This is a genomic window from Diaphorobacter aerolatus, from assembly GCF_014489535.1.
Taxonomy (GTDB): domain Bacteria; phylum Pseudomonadota; class Gammaproteobacteria; order Burkholderiales; family Burkholderiaceae_C; genus Diaphorobacter_A; species Diaphorobacter_A aerolatus.
The window spans coordinates 1,715,899-1,734,423 of record NZ_CP060783.1 but is presented as its reverse complement, the minus strand read 5'-3'; the positions used below and the strand labels follow the sequence as shown (position 1 = coordinate 1,734,423).

Annotated in this window: 9 protein-coding genes, 2 tRNA genes and 4 pseudogenes; 6 read left to right on the top strand and 9 right to left on the bottom strand. The window is 63.1% G+C overall.

The window, feature by feature from the left end:
- Positions 1–11 precede the first annotated feature (11 nt).
- A pseudogene (locus H9K75_RS08075) lies at positions 12–1,489 on the top strand (glutamate synthase subunit beta).
- 160 nt (positions 1,490–1,649) lie between these two features.
- On the opposite strand, the gene H9K75_RS08070 reads toward H9K75_RS08075, so the two are convergent.
- The 3 genes and pseudogenes from H9K75_RS08070 to H9K75_RS08060 form a co-directional block, all read right to left on the bottom strand.
- Positions 1,650–1,725: transfer RNA gene (locus H9K75_RS08070), tRNA-Lys, on the bottom strand.
- Positions 1,726–1,893: 168 nt separating this feature from the next.
- Positions 1,894–1,969 (bottom strand) — tRNA-Lys (locus H9K75_RS08065).
- 103 nt (positions 1,970–2,072) lie between these two features.
- Positions 2,073–3,049: pseudogene (locus H9K75_RS08060) on the bottom strand (GMP reductase).
- Positions 3,050–3,286: 237 nt separating this feature from the next.
- On the opposite strand from H9K75_RS08060, the pseudogene H9K75_RS08055 reads away from it, so the two are divergent.
- A pseudogene (locus tag H9K75_RS08055) lies at positions 3,287–5,743 on the top strand (UvrD-helicase domain-containing protein).
- Between the two features lie 57 nt (positions 5,744–5,800).
- Here the strand turns inward: H9K75_RS08055 and H9K75_RS08050 are convergent.
- Both H9K75_RS08050 and H9K75_RS08045 read right to left on the bottom strand, forming a co-directional pair.
- Positions 5,801–7,762, bottom strand: a complete 1,962-nt coding sequence (locus tag H9K75_RS08050) for a PhoX family protein (protein ID WP_187725378.1) — start codon at positions 7,760–7,762, stop codon at positions 5,801–5,803.
- 194 nt (positions 7,763–7,956) lie between these two features.
- The gene (locus H9K75_RS08045) at positions 7,957–8,856 is read right to left on the bottom strand and encodes a DMT family transporter (protein ID WP_187725377.1); all 900 of its coding nucleotides are present in this window, start codon (positions 8,854–8,856) and stop codon (positions 7,957–7,959) included.
- A gap of 144 nt (positions 8,857–9,000) precedes the next feature.
- On the opposite strand from H9K75_RS08045, the pseudogene H9K75_RS08040 reads away from it, so the two are divergent.
- Together H9K75_RS08040 and H9K75_RS08035 are read left to right on the top strand one after the other, a co-directional pair.
- Positions 9,001–9,983, top strand: a pseudogene (locus tag H9K75_RS08040) (quinone oxidoreductase family protein).
- Between the two features lie 10 nt (positions 9,984–9,993).
- Positions 9,994–10,827, top strand: coding sequence for an NUDIX hydrolase (locus H9K75_RS08035; protein ID WP_187725375.1), 834 nt, complete (start codon positions 9,994–9,996; stop codon positions 10,825–10,827).
- Here the strand turns inward: H9K75_RS08035 and H9K75_RS08030 are convergent.
- Entirely contained in the window at positions 10,812–11,765 is a 954-nt protein-coding gene (locus H9K75_RS08030) for a LysR family transcriptional regulator (RefSeq protein ID WP_187725374.1), read from the bottom strand. The two genes, H9K75_RS08035 and H9K75_RS08030, sit on opposite strands and share 16 nt — an antisense overlap.
- A 114-nt stretch (positions 11,766–11,879) precedes the next feature.
- Here H9K75_RS08030 and H9K75_RS08025 point away from each other — a divergent pair, with 114 nt between their 5' ends.
- Positions 11,880–12,887: a bile acid:sodium symporter family protein gene (locus H9K75_RS08025; RefSeq protein WP_187725373.1), complete on the top strand. Its 1,008-nt coding sequence runs from the start codon at positions 11,880–11,882 to the stop codon at positions 12,885–12,887.
- Positions 12,888–12,896: 9 nt separating this feature from the next.
- Here H9K75_RS08025 and H9K75_RS08020 read toward each other — a convergent pair whose 3' ends face one another.
- From H9K75_RS08020 to H9K75_RS08010, 3 genes are read right to left on the bottom strand one after another with little or no spacing between them, the layout of a single operon-like run.
- Positions 12,897–14,609 (bottom strand): cobaltochelatase CobT-related protein, encoded by a 1,713-nt coding sequence (locus H9K75_RS08020; RefSeq protein ID WP_187725372.1) that lies wholly within the window; start codon positions 14,607–14,609, stop codon positions 12,897–12,899.
- A complete protein-coding gene (locus H9K75_RS08015) occupies positions 14,599–15,588 on the bottom strand; it encodes an AAA family ATPase (protein ID WP_187725371.1) in 990 nt (329 codons plus the stop codon). The genes H9K75_RS08020 and H9K75_RS08015 overlap by 11 nt, the downstream gene beginning before the upstream one ends.
- Complete coding sequence (locus H9K75_RS08010) at positions 15,581–16,402, bottom strand: IclR family transcriptional regulator (RefSeq protein WP_187725370.1); 822 nt, start codon at positions 16,400–16,402, stop codon at positions 15,581–15,583. Before H9K75_RS08010 ends, H9K75_RS08015 begins: the two co-directional genes overlap by 8 nt.
- A 143-nt stretch (positions 16,403–16,545) precedes the next feature.
- Here H9K75_RS08010 and xsc point away from each other — a divergent pair, with 143 nt between their 5' ends.
- Positions 16,546–18,363 carry a sulfoacetaldehyde acetyltransferase gene (gene xsc / locus H9K75_RS08005; RefSeq protein WP_187725369.1) on the top strand — a complete coding sequence of 606 codons (1,818 nt, stop codon included), beginning with the start codon at positions 16,546–16,548 and terminating at the stop codon, positions 18,361–18,363.
- The last annotated feature ends 162 nt before the right edge of the window (positions 18,364–18,525 follow it).

The window sequence follows — 18,525 nt, the reverse complement described above, 5'->3', positions numbered from 1 at the left end:
ACACCACGATCATGGGAAAGACCACAGGCTTCATGGAATATGAGCGCATCGACGAAGGCTACGAGCCCGTCGACCAGCGCCTGAAGAACTACAAGGAATTCGTCATCGCCCTCGATGACGAACAGGCACGCATCCAGGGCGCGCGCTGCATGGACTGCGGCACGCCGTTCTGCAACAGCGGCTGCCCGGTCAACAACATCATTCCGGACTTCAACGATCTCGTCTATCACCAGGACTGGAAGAGCGCGATCACGGTGCTGCACAGCACCAACAACTTTCCGGAATTCACCGGCCGCATCTGCCCCGCGCCCTGCGAGGCGGCCTGCACGCTGAACATCAACGACGATCCCGTCGGCATCAAGTCGATCGAGCACGCGATCATCGACCGGGCCTGGGAAGAAGGCTGGGTCAAGCCGCAGCCGGCCAGTCGCAAGACCGGCAAGAAGGTCGCCGTGATCGGTGCCGGTCCCGCCGGCATGGCGGCGGCGCAGCAGCTCGCGCGCGTCGGCCATGACGTGACGCTGTTCGAAAAGAACGACCGCATCGGCGGCCTGCTGCGCTATGGCATTCCCGACTTCAAGATGGAGAAGACGCACATCGACCGCCGTGCCGAACAGCTTGCAGCCGAAGGCGTGAAAATCCGCACCGGCGTGTTCGTGGGTGCAGCCAAGGACGGTCTGGGCAAGGACTCCAAGGTCACCAACTGGGCCAAGGAAACCGTCACGCCCGAGGCGCTGAAAAAGGAATTCGACGCCGTGCTGCTCACCGGCGGCGCAGAGCAGTCACGCGATCTGCCGGTGCCGGGCCGCGATCTCGACGGCATCCATTTCGCGATGGAATTCCTGCCGCAGCAAAACAAGATCAACGCGGGCGACAAGCTCAAGGGCCAGATCCGCGCTGACGGCAAGCACGTCATCGTGATCGGCGGCGGCGACACCGGCTCCGATTGCGTGGGTACGTCAAACCGCCACGGCGCGGCGAGCGTCACCCAGTTCGAGCTCATGCCCATGCCCCCGAGCAGGAAAACAAGCCCCTCGTGTGGCCCTACTGGCCCTACAAGCTGCGCACCTCTTCAAGCCATGAAGAGGGCTGCGAGCGCGAATTCGCGATTGCCACCAAGGAATTCATCGGCGAGAAGGGCAAGGTCACCGCGCTCAAGACCGTGCGCATCGAAATGAAGGACGGCAAGATGACCGAAGTGCCCGGCACCGAGCAAATCCTCAAGGCCGATCTGGTACTGCTGGCCATGGGTTTCGTGAGCCCCGTCGCCGCCGTCCTCGAAGCCTTCGACGTGGAAAAAGACGGCCGCGGCAACGCCCGCGCCAGCACTGATTTCATGGGCGGCTACGCCACCAGTGTGGACAAGGTGTTCGCCGCCGGTGACATGCGCCGTGGCCAGTCGCTCGTCGTCTGGGCCATCCGCGAAGGCCGCCAGGCCGCGCGCGCAGTCGATGAATTCCTGATGGGTTCGAGCGACCTGCCGCGCTGATCACTCAGGCCCAGATAAAACGCCCGCTGCCTTGAAAGGCGCGGGCGTTTTTTTGGGGTTTGCCGACAATGTGGCCGGGGCGAGCCCTGTCGGCACAGTGAACGCTCACGCGAAAAAGCGAAACCCGCTACAACCGAAGATCGTAGCGGGTTTGCATATTTGGTGGGCCCTGAGTGATTCGAACACTCGACCAACGGATTAAGAGTCCGCTGCTCTACCAACTGAGCTAAGAGCCCTTTGCGCTGCTTGTGGGCAAGAGATGCTGAACAAGTGGCAAGTCTGCGATTATATACCGAAAAAGCTGTTGTTTCGCAGAAGCTCCAGAATTTTCACGCAGGGAACGGATTCAACGAGCCCCAACGAAAAACCCGCCACGACCAAAAGCCGTAGCGGGTTTGCGTATCTGGTGGGCCCTGAGTGATTCGAACACTCGACCAACGGATTAAGAGTCCGCTGCTCTACCAACTGAGCTAAGAGCCCTCAAGCGATTCACCAGTGTGCATCGCTGAAACGGCAATTATGCATCAAAATTTCGAGCCTCCCGGAAAACCTGTGCGTTCGGCCCGAATTTTCGACCCGGCGTTCACATCAGCAGATGCTCGCCCGCATTGTCGCCGCCGAGGATCACGTAGTTCACCTTGCGGATGTCCATGAGGCGCTTGCCTCCGGCGTAGCTGATGGATGACTGGATGTCCTGCTCCATCTCGATCAGCGTGTCGGCGAGTCGGCCCTTGACCGGCTCGAGGATGCGCTTGCCTTCGACGTGCTTGTACTCGCCCTTGTTGAAGTCCGAAGCCGAGCCGTAGTATTCCTTGAAGCGCTGGCCGTCCTCTTCCACGGTCTTGCCCGGTGATTCCTCATGGCCCGCGAACAGCGAGCCGATCATCACCATGCTGGCGCCGAAGCGGATGCTCTTGGCGATGTCGCCGTGGCTGCGGATGCCGCCGTCGGCGATGATGGGCTTGGTCGCCACGCGCGCGCACCACTTGAGCGCGGAGAGCTGCCAGCCACCGGTGCCGAAGCCGGTCTTGAGCTTGGTGATGCAGACCTTGCCGGGGCCGATGCCGACCTTGGTCGCGTCGGCGCCCCAGTTCTCGAGATCGATCACGGCCTCGGGGTGCCCACGTTGCCGGCAATCACGAAGGCCTTGGGCAGTTTTTCCTTCAGGTAGCCGATCATGTTCTTCACGCTGTCGGCATGGCCGTGGGCGATGTCGATGGTGATGTATTCGGGGCACAGGCCCTCGGCGACGAAGCGGTCCACGGTATCGTAGTCGGGCTGTTTCACGCCCAGCGAGATCGAGGCGAATGTGCCCTTGGCGTGCATGTCCTTGACGAACTGGACATTGTCCAGATCGAAGCGGTGCATCACGTAGAAGTAACCGTTCTGCGCGAGCCAGGTGCAGATGTTTTCATCCACCACCGTTTTCATGTTGGCAGGCACGGCGGGAATGCGGAAGCAGCGGCCACCGAGTTCCACGCTGGTGTCGCATTCCGAGCGGCTTTCCACGCGGCACTTGCGTGGCAGCAGCAGGATGTTGTCGTAGTCAAAGATTTCCATGAGTCCAAGCTCCTAGCGTTTCATTGCAGAAAAGGGCGCTTGGTCTGGCAACCGGTATCTGTGACGCACGCGACTTTCGTCCGGGCACAAAAAACCGGGCCAAGAAATCTTGGGCCCGGTGATTGATTCTAGATGGATTTGAAAACCGGTGGAATGCCGCACATTTCCGTATGGCTATTCGCGGCAGGAAGACCGGTTCCGCGCGCAAGCGGCGCGCCGGTCTTCCTACAATGGGGCATGCTTCCACAAGACCTTTTTTCCGCGCCGCCTCCGGGCCTGCCCGAGGGCCCCACGGCGGGGACGAATCGCAACGCTTCCCCGCTGTTACAGGGGCTCAACGACGAGCAGCTCGCAGCGGTCACGCTGCCCGCAGGCCATGCGCTGATTCTTGCCGGGGCGGGCTCGGGCAAGACCCGCGTGCTCACCACGCGCATTGCCTGGCTGCTGCAGAACGGCTACGCGACGCCAGGGGGCATTCTGGCCGTGACCTTCACCAACAAGGCCGCGAAGGAAATGATTGCGCGCCTGTCCGCGATGCTGCCGGTGAACGTACGCGGCATGTGGATCGGCACCTTTCACGGCCTGTGCAACCGGCTGCTGCGCGCGCACCACAAGCTCGCAGGCCTGCCGCAGTCCTTTCAGATTCTGGACACGCAGGATCAGCTCTCGGCCATCAAGCGTCTGTGCAAGCAGTTCAACGTGGACGAGGAGCGGTTTCCTCCCAAGCAACTGGTCTACTTCATCGCCAATTGCAAGGAAGAGGGCATGCGTCCCGGCGATGTGCCCACGCACGATGCCGACAGTCGCAAGAAGGTCGAGATCTACCAGCTCTACGAGGACCAGTGCCAGCGTGAGGGCGTGGTGGATTTCGGCGAGTTGATGCTGCGCTCGTTTGAACTGCTGCGCGACAACGACCCGGTGCGCGAGCACTACCAGCGGCGCTTTCAGCACATTCTGGTGGACGAGTTCCAGGACACCAACCGGTTGCAGTATGCATGGCTCAAGCAGCTGGCGGGCGACGTGGCGAACGACCGGCTCGTCACGCGTGGCAGCGTGCTGGCCGTGGGAGACGATGACCAGAGCATCTACGCGTTTCGCGGCGCGCGCGTGGGCAACATGGCCGACTTCGTGCGGGAGTTCGACGTCAAGCACCAGATCAAGCTCGAGCAGAACTACCGCTCCTACAGCAATATTCTCGACTCCGCGAATGAACTCATTTCGCACAACAGTCGCCGTCTCGGCAAGAATCTGCGCACCAGTCAGGGCCGGGAGAGCCGGTACGGGTGTATGAGGCACCGAGTGATCTCGACGAAGCGCAGTGGATGGTCGACGAGATCAGGCAACTGGTGCGCAACGATGGTTTCGAGCGCCGCGAGATCGCGATCCTGTATCGCAGCAATGCTCAAAGCCGGGTGATCGAGTCGGCGCTTTTCAATTCCGCCGTGCCATACCGCGTGTATGGCGGCCTGCGATTCTTTGAGCGTGCGGAAATCAAGCACGCGCTCGCGTATTTGCGCCTGCTGGAAAATCCGAACGACGACACGAGCTTCATCCGCGTGGTGAATTTCCCGCCGCGCGGCATCGGTGCGCGCAGCATCGAATCGTTGCAGGATGCGGCGCGCAATGCGGGTTGCTCGCTGCATGATGCGGTGAGCGCCGTGCCCGGCAAGGCCGGCGCAAACCTCGGCGCTTTCGTCGCGATGCTCGACGTGTTGCGCGAACAGACACAGGGCCAGAACCTGCGCGGCATCATCAGCCAGATGCTCGAATCGAGCGGTCTGATCGAGCACTACCGCAATGAAAAGGAAGGCGCGGATCGCATCGAGAATCTCGACGAGCTGATCAATGCGGCGGAGAGCTTCGTCACGCAGGAAGGGTTTGGCCGCGATGCCGTCGCGCTGCCGCTCGACGAGCAGGGCCAGCCGCTCACACAGAGCCCGGCAAGCCAGGGCCTCGATCCGGATCAGCCGATTCTGGACGCACCGCTGAACGGCGTGCTCGATGCCGATACCGGCGAAACCCTCTCGCCGCTGGCCGCATTTCTGACGCACGCGGCGCTTGAGGCTGGTGACAATCAGGCGCAGGCGGGGCAGGACGCGGTGCAGCTCATGACCGTGCATGCGAGCAAGGGCTGGAGTTCGATGGCGTGTTCATCGGTGGCCTGGAAGAAGGCTTGTTTCCGCACGAAAACTCGATGAGCGACCGCGATGGGCTCGAAGAAGAACGCCGCCTCATGTATGTGGCGATCACACGTGCGCGCAAACGCCTGTACCTGAGCCACTCGCAGACACGCATGCTGCACGGCCAGACGCGCTACCACATCAAGAGCCGCTTCTTCGATGAGCTGCCCGAGGGCGCGCTCAAATGGCTGACGCCCAAACAGTCGGCGTTCGGCACCTACCGGCCGGACGGCGGCGGCGGCGGCGCGTCCTATTCCAATCGCTACGGCAGGGGGGCTCGCCGGGCGCAGGCTTCAAATCGGAGGTCTTCGCGAGCCCGCCCGTGCCGGTGCAAAAGGCCGAGTCGTCGCATGGACTCAAGGCTGGCACGCCGGTCTTCCACAACAAGTTCGGCGAAGGCAAGGTACTCGCCATTGAGGGCACGGGCGACGATGCGCGCGCGCAGGTGAGCTTTTCGAGGCATGGCACGAAGTGGCTCGCGCTGTCGGTGGCCAAGCTCACGATCGTGGAGTGAGCCGACCCATAAAAAAAAGAGGCACGCATGCCTCTTCTTTTCACCTGCAAGCCTTGATCAGCTGCTGCGCAGCGACAGTTGCTTGGGCGTGCCCGTGAGGTAACCGACAGCGGCGCCGGCCTTGTTCTTGTAGTTGGCCTTGATCAGCGGATCCAGGGTTTCCTTCACCACGTTGTGGATGCCACCCCAGTCACCAGCGTGCTGGAAGTTGCTCATGATGTAGGTCCAGCCGTTGATTTCGTCCACGGCATGCAGGCCGGTGGATTCGCCGCCTGCGGGGATCGACATGATGCGCGAGAGCGCCTTGGTGTCGATGTTGTAGGCCCACAGGAAGTTGTTCACGTGCTGGCTCGAGTCTTCACCGATGAACAGCGTGCGCATCTTTTCCGAGAACTTGAGGTTGTCGGGGTTGCAGATCTTGTTGGGGTTGCCGGTGTTGCCGAGTGCGTCGGCGGTGATGTCTTCACCGGCCAGCAGGGCCTTGGTGTCCACGGGCATCCATTCGCTGTTGATCGCAGCGCCGGAGGTGTCCTTCTGGTTACCGCGCAGGTTCAGCGCCATCACGGCACCGGCGTTCAGCGCCTTGGGAATCGACACGCCATTGCCCGGCACGTTGGCGGCGTTGCCCGCAACCATCGACGACTGGCAGTTCTGCAGCGCGGAGTAGGCGACTTTGTCCTTGGCGTTGACGGTCGTGCCTTCCATCTTGGTGAAGCCCATGCTCGCGCCCTTGAATGCGGCGTAGCGGTGGGTTTCGAGGAAGGCGGCGGCCTTGTCCATGCCGGGATTGATTTTGATCCACTCGGTCTTGCCGTTGGCAACGATCTTGGTGAAGCTGGTGTCGCCCGGATCCTTGCTCGCCACGGTCATGATGTCGGTGGGCTTGAGGGTTGCGGCCAGCTTTTCGATTTCCGCGCTTGTCGCGGAGCCGAGCTTGATCCAAGTGAGCGGCGCGCCCGAGGTTGCCGAGGGGCTGATCGAGAAACCCGCGCCGACCTTGGCGGCATACAGCGTGCCGGACGACAGGTCGGTTTCCTTGTCCGCGACGAACACGAAGTAGGCGCTGTTCGTGGCGTCGTCACCCATCAGCGCGGTGCGCTTGTCGGGCATGACCTGCACGAGCTCGTGCGAGATGCGGCCCATGCAGAAGTGCTTCTTGATGGAGGCGGTGCCGTCCTTGTTGACGTAGACCTCGGGCATGTGGCCGTAGTTGTATGGGTTGGCCGCGCTTTCGTTGCCATACAGATTCTTGGAGTAGGCCTTGAACATGGTGTTCTTGTCGATGCTGAATGCATCGGGCTCGTACTCTTCGCTCGAAAGGTGCGTGCCCCATGGCGAGAGGCTCGCGCCGCAGGTGATCCACAGGCCGTGCACCTTGGAAGTGTCGACGTTGTGGTACTTGACCAGGCTGAGCTTGCCGGTCGCCTGGTCCTGGTCGAGCGTGAGCACGGCGATGGGCGAGGGCAGCTTGCCATACATGTCGGACTTGCCATCCTGCGCCCAGGTGGTGTATTCGAATTGCACCACGGCAAACACGGGCTTGCCCTTCACGCCGTCGACCTTGGCGTCGGGCACGGTCAGCAGCGACGTGCCATCGGGCGAGTCCGAGAAGAACTGGCGCTCGCTGCCGGGCACGGTGGCGTCGGTGATGGGCTTGTTGTTGATGTCCACGTAGCCGCCAGCGAGGATCTTGCCGCCCTTGCCGTCGGAGACCATGTCGCCGGTGATGAAGAATGGCTGGTAGGCGAGGGTGTAGTTCTGCGACGTGGTGTCCTCGAAGGTCACCTTCATCGTGGAGCCGACCGTGGTGGTCGCCATCGCTGCGGGTGTGGCGAGCGTGGGAGCCGCCATGCTGGTGAAGCTCACCGACTTGACCGCGACACCTGTGCCGTCGCCACCGCCACCGCCACCGCATGCGGACAGCAGGAGCGAGGACGCGCCTGCGCCGAGCGGCAGCAGGGGAATGCCGGCGAACATTTGCAGGGTCTTGCGACGGGAGAGCATGGAGGATTGAGACATCGTGCTTTTCGTTGGGGGTAATGAAACTCTTGCGCGACGCCGCCATGGATGATGGAGCGCGCGCAGCTTGAAACGAGAAGCGAGGGATGGCTCTGAAGTTGGCTGGGTAGCGTTGACGCGTCCCTCGCTCTCTCTGGCGTGGATGCTAGAAAGAGTGGATGACAGCGTTTTGACGAAATTGTGACGTTTGCGTGTCAACGTCGTGAAGAGATCACGATTCCGGCGACGATGAGCACGAACGCGGCGGCGTGATAGAGATGCGGCGCCTCGCCCAGCAAAGCAAGCGAAAGCACGGCCGCGAACAACGGCGTGAGATTGATGAAGAAGCCCGCCACCACCGGCCCCGCCTGCTGCACGCCAAGGCTCCAGCAACGGTAGGCAATGATGGCCGGGCCGATGCAGATGAAGGCAATCGCGCCCGCAAGTTTCCAGCTCCAGAGAATCTCGTGCGCGCCGATGGCCCACTCCACGCCCGCGAAAGCGCTCGACCAGCCGAGCCCGAAAATCATCTGTGCAATCAGGAATGCCGACCAGTCGCTGCGGATGCCTTCGGGCTCGCGCGTGCGAACCAGCAGCCAGCTGTAGAGCGACCAGGAAATCACCGCGAACACCATGTACAGATCGCCGATCACCAGATGCAGCGAGAACAGTTGCGTGAGGCTGCCGCGGCACAGCACGAGCACCACGCCGATGATGGAGAGCACCGCACCCACGATCTGCTCGCGGCGGGCCGGCACGCCAAAGAACAGGGCACCGATGATCAGCATGCACACCGGCGTGCTGGCGCCGACCAGCGTGACGTTGAGTGGTGTCGAGGTGCCGAGCGCCAGATACTGAAGCACGTTGTAGCAGCCCACGCCAAGCAAGCCCAGCAGGCTGTAGCGCCTCCAGTGCGGCCAGAGCGGACTCGACGGGCGCAGCGCACGCCAGGCAAAGGGCAGCAGCAGGAGAAACGCAAGCGCCCAGCGGACGAAATTCAGTGCGGCCGGCGAGATGAGGTCGTGAACCAGTTTGCCTGTGACCGCATTGCCCGCCCACATGAGCGGCGCAATCGTCAGCAGCACCATGGTGCTCCGGGAGAGTTTTTGAGACATGAGTCGGCGATTGTAGGGATGCGACGCACCGTCTGCATTCCACGGCGCGGGAGGACCGCAGCGCGCGAGGTTGCTCGATTCATGGCAGGATGTGCATTCGACTTTTATCGCATCCCTGGATACAACGAACAAGGAGATCCGGCCATGAGCCTCGCCGTACAGATTCGCCAACATGGTGGCCCGAAGAGCTGCAGATCGTCAACGTTCAGGTGGGTGAGCCGGGACCCGGCGAGATCCGCATCCGTCACAAGGCCGTCGGTCTGAACTACATCGACGTGTATCACCGCACCGGCCTGTATCCGCTCAAGACGCCGGCCAGCATCGGCATGGAAGCCTCGGGCATCGTCGAGGCCGTGGGCGAGGGCGTCTCGCACCTCAAGGTCGGCGACCGCGCGGCCTATGCGAGCCAGCCTCCGGGCAGCTACTGCGAAGAGCGTGTCATGCCCGCGATGAACGTCTGCAAGCTGCCCGATGTGATCAGCTTCGAGACCGGCGCGGCCATGATGCTCAAGGGATTGACGGCGCAATATCTGCTCAAGAAGACGCGCCCCGTCGAGGGACTCGAAAAGGGCGACTTCGTGCTGTTCCACGCGGCCGCCGGTGGCGTGGGCCTGATCACCTGCCAATGGGCCAAGGCCCTGGGCCTGCAACTGATCGGCACGGCAGGCTCGGACGCCAAGTGCCAGCTCGCGCTCGCCAACGGTGCGGTGCATGCGATCAACTACAACACCGAAGACTTCGCCGCGCGCGTGAAGGAAATCACCGACGGCAAGGGCGTGAAGGTGGTCTATGACTCCGTGGGCAAGGACACCTGGGACAAGTCGCTCGAATCCCTGCGCCCGTTCGGCCTGATGGCGAGCTTCGGCAACGCGTCGGGACCCGTGCCGCCGTTTGCACCGGCCGTGCTCGGCAAGGGCTCGCTGTATCTCACGCGCCAGACGCTGTTCTCGCACATCACCTCGCGTGAGGTCACGCAGGCCATGGCCGATGATCTGTTCGATGTCGTCGCCAGCGGCAAGGTGAAGATCCACATCGAGCAGCGTTATCCGCTCAAGGACGTGCAGCAGGCGCACCGCGACCTGGAGGCTCGCAAGACCACCGGCTCGACGATCCTCACGCTCGATTGATGGCCGCATCATGGCATCTGCGGACCTGACCCCAGCGCCAGCCTGGCTGGCCGCTGCGCGCGCGCATGCGAAGCGCCCGACGCTCAGGCTGCGCATGCCCTTTGTGGTGGATGGCGAGGACATTGGCTCGGTCGAGACGCAGGTGATCGAGCGTGTCGCCGGGTCTCTGCCCGGTGGTCATCGCCTGTTCTTCGATGAGGGTGCGTGGCAACTGCAAAGCGCGGCCGCCGGTGCGGATGGGGGCGCGAACGGCGCCACCGCCGCGATGAATGCGCTCGCGCGGGCGATGCGCGAGGCCGGACTCAGCGGCCCGTGGCGCGATGAACAACTCGCGGTGTGCAATGAACAGGGCCAACGCATCGGCACGATCGAGCGCGGTCTCGTGCGGCCGCTGGCGATTGCAACGCGCGCTGTGCATCTGATCGGCGCGTCGCCCGATGGCCGCATGTGGGTGCAGCAGCGGGCGTTCGACAAGGCCAATCATCCGGGCATGTGGGACACGCTGATGGGCGGCATGGTTTCGGCCGACGATTCGCTGGAACAGGCGCTGGCACGCGAGACCTGGGAAGAGGCCGGCCTGCGCATTGCCGATCTTCAGGATCTGCGCCATGGTGGTCACGTCGATTTCGCGCAACCCGCGGAAGAGGAAGACAACGCAGGCTATATGCGTGAGCGCATCGACTGGTTCGGCGCGACCATTCCCGAAAATATCACGCCCGAAAATCAGGACGGCGAGGTCGAGCGCTTCGAACTCTGGACCGTGGACAAGGTGCGCGACGGTCTCGCCAACGCTGCATTCACGCCCGAGGCGGCGCTGCTGCTGGCCGCCTATTTCGGCTGGTGAGCAGCCGTTCTTTTCCTTGAAGTTTTTTTCGGCGCGGAGCGTTCATCACCGATTTTTGCCGCCTGCTCGCGCACCAGTTGCCAGGCCGTTTGCGCGAGTGGCGACAGGGCGCGATTGCGCCGCTGCACCAGCATCACCTGCCGGTTCATGCGCGGCGTGAGCGGGCGCACGCAAAGCCCGGCGAGACCCTGTGGCGGCAGCGCCATGCGGGGAATCACCGCTACGCCAAGTCCGGCCTCTATCATGCGGAAAATCGTGGTGCTGTGACCCACCTCCTGCGCGACGGTGCATTGAACATCCAGCCGCGCAAGCACGTCGTCGATCAGGCGGCGGCTGCCCGATGCGTGGTCGAGCAGCACGAGGGACTCTCCGCTCAGATCGGTCCACTTCACCGCGGCCTTGGTCGCGAGTCGATGGTCGGGCGGGCAGGCGAGCAGAAACGGTTCGCTCAGAATGGTCTCGCAGGTCAGCGCGTCGCGCTCTTCGGGATCGATCACCACACCAAAGTCCACCTCGCCCGAGAGCACGCTGGCCAGCGTTGCGTTCTGCACGCGATCAAGCAGCATCAGTTCCATGCCCGGATGCAGCGTGTGGCACAGCGCAATGCACTCGGGCATGAGATTGGCCGACAGCGTGGGGCTGCTCGCCACGCGCACGCGGCCACGGCGCGCGGTCGCCATGCCCGCAACGTCGAGCAGGGTGGCGTCGAGATCGTCGAGCACGCGCGGCAGACGCGCGGCCAGGCTGCGGCCCGCGTCGGTCAATTCGACTTCTCTGGTGGTGCGGTTGACCAGTTGCAGGCCCAACTGCGCTTCAAGTTCGGTGATGCTGCGGCTGACCGCCGGTTGGGTCAAGCCGATGAGACCGCCCGTGCGGCTGAAGTTGCGGGTTTCTGCGAGGGAGAGAAACACCTGTAGCTGTCGCAGGGTCACATTCATGATTCAGATTCATGAAATTATCAAATAAATCGATTTTACTTTGCATGACTGCTGGCGTCCAATCCACAGCCAATCATTCATTCGTAACAGGCCCTTGTGGCAACGGATCACGCCATGGCTCGCTCCCGCTTTCTTCCCGACAACTTCACGCTGATGCTGATCGCCACGGTGGCGCTCGCGAGCTTCGTCCCGGTCTCGGGTGCGGCGGCGCATTTCTTTGAAAACCTGACCACGGCGGCGGTCGCGCTGTTGTTCTTCCTGCACGGCGCGAAGCTCTCGCGCGAGGCCATTTTCGCGGGCATTGGGCATTGGCGGCTGCACCTGCTGGTGTTCGCCGTGACCTTCGTCGTGTTCCCGATCATCGGCGTGGTGCTGCGGCCGGTGCTCGAGCCACTGGTCACGCCGCAGCTCTATGCCGGCGTGCTGTATCTGTGCGTGCTTCCGGCCACCGTGCAGTCGGCCATCGCCTTCACGGCCATGGCGCGCGGCAACATGCCGGCTGCGATCTGTAGCGCCTCGGCCTCCACGCTGCTGGGGATCGTCGTCACACCGCTGCTGGTCAAGCTCGTGCTGCCGCAGGCGGGGGACGCGCAGCACAACGCGCTCGACAGCATTGGCAAGATCATGCTGCAACTGTTGCTGCCCTTCGTGGTGGGCCATCTGCTGCGACCTTTGATTGGCGATTTCGTGAAGAAGAACGCCAGGATGCTCAAGGTCGTGGATCAGGGCTCGATCCTGCTGGTGGTGTTCACCGCTTTCAGCGCGGCCGTGGTGGCCGGCATCTGGCGACAGTTGCCGCTTGAGGCCTTGCTCGGTCTGCTGCTGGTGTGCGCCATCATCCTGGCCATCGTGCTGACGCTCACGACCTTCCTCGCACGCAAGCTGGGTTTCAACAAGGAAGACGAAATCACCATCGTGTTCTGCGGCTCCAAGAAGAGCCTCGTGAGTGGCGTGCCGATGGCGAAGGTAATCTTCCCATCCGCCGAAGCGGGGCTGATCGTGCTGCCGCTGATGATCTTCCACCAGTTGCAGTTGATGGTTTGCGCGGTGCTTGCGCAGCGTTATGCGCGCCGCCCGGAGCCAGAGCCAGTGCAGCCCGGGGTGCCGGGCGCGAAGGCCTGACGCAAGCCCTCAAGGCCTGCACAGCAGTTCCGCCACGGCAAACAACAGCGCGTCGTCAATGCCGTGCTGTAGATCGACGGCGAGCCGCTTCCGGTAGAACACGCCGAGATCGAGCCCCACACCGAGTGCGCAGACCTTCACGTCGCCTGCGCGTTCGCACGCGGCGAGCACCTGCCTGAGATGCTGATCGAGATAGTGCTCGTCGTTGCACTGGTGCGTGGCGGTGTCCATCGGGCAACCATCCGAGATCACCATCAGGATGCGCCGCCTGGCCGTTTGCGCGCGCAGACGCTGGCAGGCCCATTCGACACCTTCGCCGTCGATGCCTTCGCGAAACAGGTCGGGCTTGCGCAGCGCGGCGATGCCATGGCGGCCATGCTGCCAACGCCTGCCCGCCTCCTTGAAGACGATATGCAGCCGCTCGTTCAGGCGCCCCGGCGCCTCGGGTTGCCCGGCCTTCTGCCAGTCGCGGCGCGCGCGGCCACCGTTCCATGCGCCGGTGGAAAAACCCAGCACCTCGGCGCGCGCTCCCGCGATCTCGAGCGCACGTGCAAGCACGTCAACAAGGATCGACATCGCCCGGGCGTGGTTCTTCATCGATCCCGAGCAGTCGAGCAGAAAGCTCACGGCCGTCTCGTTGATCGGGCGCTGCGCCTCGTCCTTGAAGATTTCACGCGTGTCGGGATCGCTTACCAGTTGCGCAAGCCGTGCGCCGTCGAGATGCCCGTCTTCGAGGCCGAAATTCCAGCCGTCGCGCTGGCGCGTTGCGAGCCGCTGTTGAAAATAGCGCGCGATGCGGCCCACATGCAGGCCCGAGCGCGCGATCTCGTCGTCCATCTGCTCGCGGAATTCGAGCAGTTGCGGGCGGCGGATCAGCGCGGACGCGGCTTCCTCGCGGTCGTACTGGCGCGAGAACACCCGGTAGGTCCGGGAGGCGCTTGCCCACGCGCGGCTGTCTCCGGTTTGCGCCCGTGGCAGTTCGTCCAGAGGGGCGGCTTCAAAGTGCAGTGGCAGCGCAAACTGGCTGCGGCGCTTGGGGCTGCCGCTGCCGCGCGGCGCATCTTCTTGCGCGGCGCGCACTGCATCGCCAACCCAGCGCGCCACGGCCAGCGCAGGCACCCTGAATGCGGACTGATCGCCGCGCATGCGGCGCAGATCGAGCCAGTGACGACCGAGTTGCGGCGACATCGCCATGCGTGTGGACTCGATGGTGTCGGACATGCGTTCAGGCATCTCCTGATCGGTGAGTCGGCTCCACGCGATCAGCGCCACGGCGAACAGCAGAATCCCCAGGTCGGTTTCGATCAGTCCGGAATCCATGAACGCCTGCGCCCAGTGCACGAAGCGCTGGCGCATGTTTTCGCGCGCGCCGGGCCAGGTGGCCGGAACCTGACTTTCGATGCGCAACTGCTCGAGCAGCTCGAACACCATGCGCTCGACGGGATCGGTGGGCAGATGCGCGCGGTGCAGCACCGCATCGCTCAGTCGCAATCGCAGGCCCACGCTGTCGAGCATGCCGCGCTGGTCGGCCATGGTCGCGGGAACGTCAAGATGGTGTGCGGCAGACAGGGCTTGCGGCGTGGTGCCTGCGTACAGCGTCTGGCCGCTCCATTGCAGCGACGCGTCGCCCGTGATGGCGCGCAGCAGCGCGCCGCCCCAGGCCTCCATTTGCGCGAGCGTGGGCGCGGTCTGCGGGTTGCGCGTGGCGGTTTCAGCCGACATGCACGTGCGGCGGCGCAGCGTCGGCTTGCGCGTTCAGTTCCTGCGCGAAGCAGCGCTGAAAGTATTCGGCGACGATGATGCGCTCTGCAGGCTCGCACTTGTTGAAGAATGAAAGCTCGAACGCGAGCTTGAGGTCGTGAAAGATCTGTGTGTTCTCGGCCCAGGTGATCACGGTGCGCGGCGACATCAGCAGCGACAGATCGCCCACCGCAAAGCCCTTGCGCGTGAGATTGGCCAGCGCCACCATCGCGTCGATCTGTGGGCGGCCCTGTGGCGTGTCCATCGCGGGCACGCGCGCCAGCACGATGGCCGCTTCCTCATCGGGCGCCAGATAGTCCAGCGTGGTGACCAGGTTCCAGCGGTCGAGCTGCGCGTGATTGAGTATCTGCGTGCCGTGATACAGGCCCGAGAGATTGCCTTGCCCCAGCGTGTTCATCGTGGCGAACAGGCGGAAGTATTCGTGCGGCTGGATCACGCGCTTCTGGTCGAGCAGCGTGAAGCTGCCTTCGCGCTCCAGCACACGCTGGATCACGAACATCACGTCGGGTCGTCCGGCATCGTATTCATCGAACACGATGGCGACGGGGCGCTGCAGCGACCACGGCAGGATGCCTTCCTGAAACTGAGTGACCTGTTTGCCGTCTTGCAGTGCGATCACGTCCTTGCCGACGAGATCGAGGCGGCTGATGTGACCGTCGAGATTCACGCGCACGCAAGGCCAGTTCAGGCGTGCGGCCACCTGTTCGATGTGCGTGGATTTGCCCGTGCCGTGCAGCCCCTGGATCACCACGCGGCGGTTGTGCGCAAAACCCGCAAGAATCGCCAGCGTGACCTGGCGGTTGAAGCGGTAGGCCGTATCGACCCTGGGCACATGTTCGCAGGCTTGTGCGAATGCGGGCACGCGCATGTCGGAATCGATACCGAACATCTCGCGCACGCTGATCGTGGCGGTGGGCTGCAACAGGGTCAGGTCAGTCATCATCGGCTCCGCTCGGAACATCGTCGTTGATGCGGGCGATTGCCTCCGCTGCGGCCTGCAACCTGGGAAGATGGGACAGCGCCTTCTCTTTCGGAAACCGCATGATCGGTGCCTGCACCGCAAGCCCCATGTTGGAGCTGCCGCTGCGTGAAGGCACGAGCACGCCGAGACACAGCAGGCCCGGCAGGAATTCCTCGTTGTCGACCGCAAAGCCCTGTTCGCGCACCTTGTCGAGTTCGGCATCGACCGCCTCAAACGTGGTGAGCGAGTTGCTGGTGAAGCCCGGCAGCGGCGCGGCCGACAGCAGCCTGCGGCGTTGCGCGGGTGCCATCTGGCTCAGGAACAGCTTGCCCGTGGCCGAGCAGTGCGCCGGCACACGCGAGCCGGGATGCAGATAAAAGCGCAGCGGCGCAGGCGTTTCCACGCGATCCAGATACAGCACCTCGCCGCCCGAAAACGCCGTGATGTTGCAGCTCTCGCCCAGATCGCTCACGAGCTTGCTGAGCACCGCATGGCGCGCGCCATGCGTGGTGCTGTTGAGCAATACGTTTTCGGCCAGACGCATCAGTCGGCGGCCCGTGGCGTAGTGGCGGCCATTGCCCTCGCGCTGCAGGATGCCCGCGGTCTCGAGCTGCGTGAGCATGCGGTGCATCGAGGGCTTGGGGAGCCCCGTTTCCTCGACGATGGATTGCAGCGTGAAAGGCGCGTCCTTTTGCGCGATGACCTCCAAAAGCGCAAACAGACGCAGATTGGGTGTGTCTCCATCCAATTTGGTCGTGCTGATGTCGGTGCTCTTCATAACGCCATCGATCATATTGAATTCCATTTTTTGAGTCAATTTATTCCAAAAAAAGAAATTTATTGTGTTTTTACGCGAATATCTCTTAGACTTGCGCCTGCAATTTCTTTTTGTGGAACATTTAGTTCCGTTTTTGCATCTTCCACCAGGAGACAAAGATGACCAAAGCTAAAGCCGACAATCGTAAGGTGGTCGAGGGCGTCACCAGGATGACTCCTTCCGAGGCCTTTGTGGAAACCTGCGTTGCCAACGGCGTGACCGAAATGTTCGGGATCATGGGTTCGGCCTTCATGGACGCGATGGACATCTTTGCGCCCGCAGGCATCCGCCTGATTCCCGTGGTGCACGAGCAGGGCGCGGCCCATATGGCCGATGGCTATGCGCGTGTCTCGGGTCGTCACGGTCTGGTGATCGGCCAGAACGGCCCCGGCATCTCCAACTGCGTGACCGGCATCGCCGCTGCCTACTGGGCGCACAGCCCGGTCGTGATCGTGACGCCCGAAACCGGCACGATGGGCATGGGTCTCGGCGGTTTTCAGGAGGCCAACCAATTGCCGATGTTCCAGGAGTTCACCAAATACCAGGGCCATGTGTGCAACCCCAGGCGCATGGCCGAATTCACGGGTCGCTGCTTCGACCGCGCGATGTCCGAGATGGGCCCGACGCAACTGAACATTCCGCGTGACTATTTCTACGGCGAGATCGAGTGCGAGATTCCAAAGCCCATGCGCGTTGATCGCGGCCACGGCGGCGAGAAGACGTTGAACGAAGCCGTCGAGCTGCTCAAGACCGCGAAGTTCCCGGTGATCCTGGCGGGCGGCGGCGTGGTGATGGGGGATGCCGTACCCGAAACGCAGGCGCTTGCGGAACGGCTGGGCGCGCCCGTGGCGACCGGCTATCTGCGCAATGACGCGTTTCCCGCCAAGCACCCCCTGTGGGTCGGCCCGCTCGGTTATCAGGGCTCCAAGGCTGCGATGAAGCTGATTGCGCAGGCGGACGTGGTGATCGCGCTTGGTTCGCGCATGGGTCCGTTCGGCACGCTGCCCCAGCATGGCATGGACTACTGGCCGAAGACCGCCAGGATCATTCAGGTCGAGGCCGATCACACCAATCTGGGTCTCGTGAAGAAGATCTCGGTCGGGATCAACGGTGACGCCAAGGCCGTGGCCGCAGAGCTGGTCAAGCGCCTCGCCGATGTGAAGCTGGCGTGCGACGCCACCAAGGCGGCATGCGCGGAAACCGTAGAGGCCGAGAAGGCCGCGTGGGAAAAGGAACTCGACGAGTGGACCCACGAGCGCGATGCCTACAGCCTCGACATGATCGAAGAGGCGAAGCAGGAAACGCCACCGACCGGCGGTGAGTACCTGCATCCACGCCAGGTGCTGCGCGAACTCGAAAAGGCCATGCCGCCGCGCGTGATGGTCTCTACCGACATCGGCAACATCAACTCGGTCGCCAACAGCTACCTGCGCTTTGACGAGCCACGCTCGTTCTTCGCGCCGATGTCGTTCGGCAACTGTGGCTATGCGCTGCCCACCATCATCGGCGCCAAGTGCGCGGCCATGGATCGTCCGGCCGTGGCCTATGCCGGTGACGGTGCCTGGGGCATGTCGATGATGGAAGTCCTGACCGCCGTGCGCCACGACATTCCCGTGACGGCGGTGGTGTTCCACAACCGCCAGTGGGGCGCGGAAAAGAAGAATCAGGTCGATTTCTACAACCGCCGCTTTGTGGCAGGCGAGCTGGAAAGCGAAAGCTTTGCCGACATCGCCAAGGCCATGGGCGCAGAGGGCATCGTGGTCGACAGGCTCGAGGACGTGGGGCCGGCGCTCAGGAAGGCCATCGACATGCAGATGAAGGAAGGCAAGACCTGCGTCATCGAAATCATGTGCACCCGCGAACTCGGCGACCCGTTCCGCCGCGACGCACTCAGCAAGCCCGTGCGCCTGCTCGAAAAGTACAAGGACTATGTCTGAACCCGATACCGCGACCTTTCGCACCAGTGAAAAAGAGCTTGGGTGAGGCTTTCTCTCCCTCTCCCTCTCCCGCCTGCGGGAGAGGGCCGGGTGAGGGTGACAGCAGCACAAAAAACCGACACCCGCTAGAAACCTCGCTCAACGACAACGCCCGCAAAAAAT

Coding starts and splice junctions, on each gene's coding strand:
- H9K75_RS08045 (WP_187725377.1), bottom strand. CDS start 8,856: ATGTCTCAAAAACTCTCCCGGAGCACCATGGTGCTGCTGACGATTGCG.
- xsc (WP_187725369.1), top strand. CDS start 16,546: ATGACCAAAGCTAAAGCCGACAATCGTAAGGTGGTCGAGGGCGTCACC.
- H9K75_RS08020 (WP_187725372.1), bottom strand. CDS start 14,609: ATGTCGGCTGAAACCGCCACGCGCAACCCGCAGACCGCGCCCACGCTC.
- H9K75_RS08050 (WP_187725378.1), bottom strand. CDS start 7,762: ATGTCTCAATCCTCCATGCTCTCCCGTCGCAAGACCCTGCAAATGTTC.
- H9K75_RS08015 (WP_187725371.1), bottom strand. CDS start 15,588: ATGACTGACCTGACCCTGTTGCAGCCCACCGCCACGATCAGCGTGCGC.
- H9K75_RS08010 (WP_187725370.1), bottom strand. CDS start 16,402: ATGATCGATGGCGTTATGAAGAGCACCGACATCAGCACGACCAAATTG.
- H9K75_RS08030 (WP_187725374.1), bottom strand. CDS start 11,765: ATGAATGTGACCCTGCGACAGCTACAGGTGTTTCTCTCCCTCGCAGAA.
- H9K75_RS08025 (WP_187725373.1), top strand. CDS start 11,880: ATGGCTCGCTCCCGCTTTCTTCCCGACAACTTCACGCTGATGCTGATC.
- H9K75_RS08035 (WP_187725375.1), top strand. CDS start 9,994: ATGGCATCTGCGGACCTGACCCCAGCGCCAGCCTGGCTGGCCGCTGCG.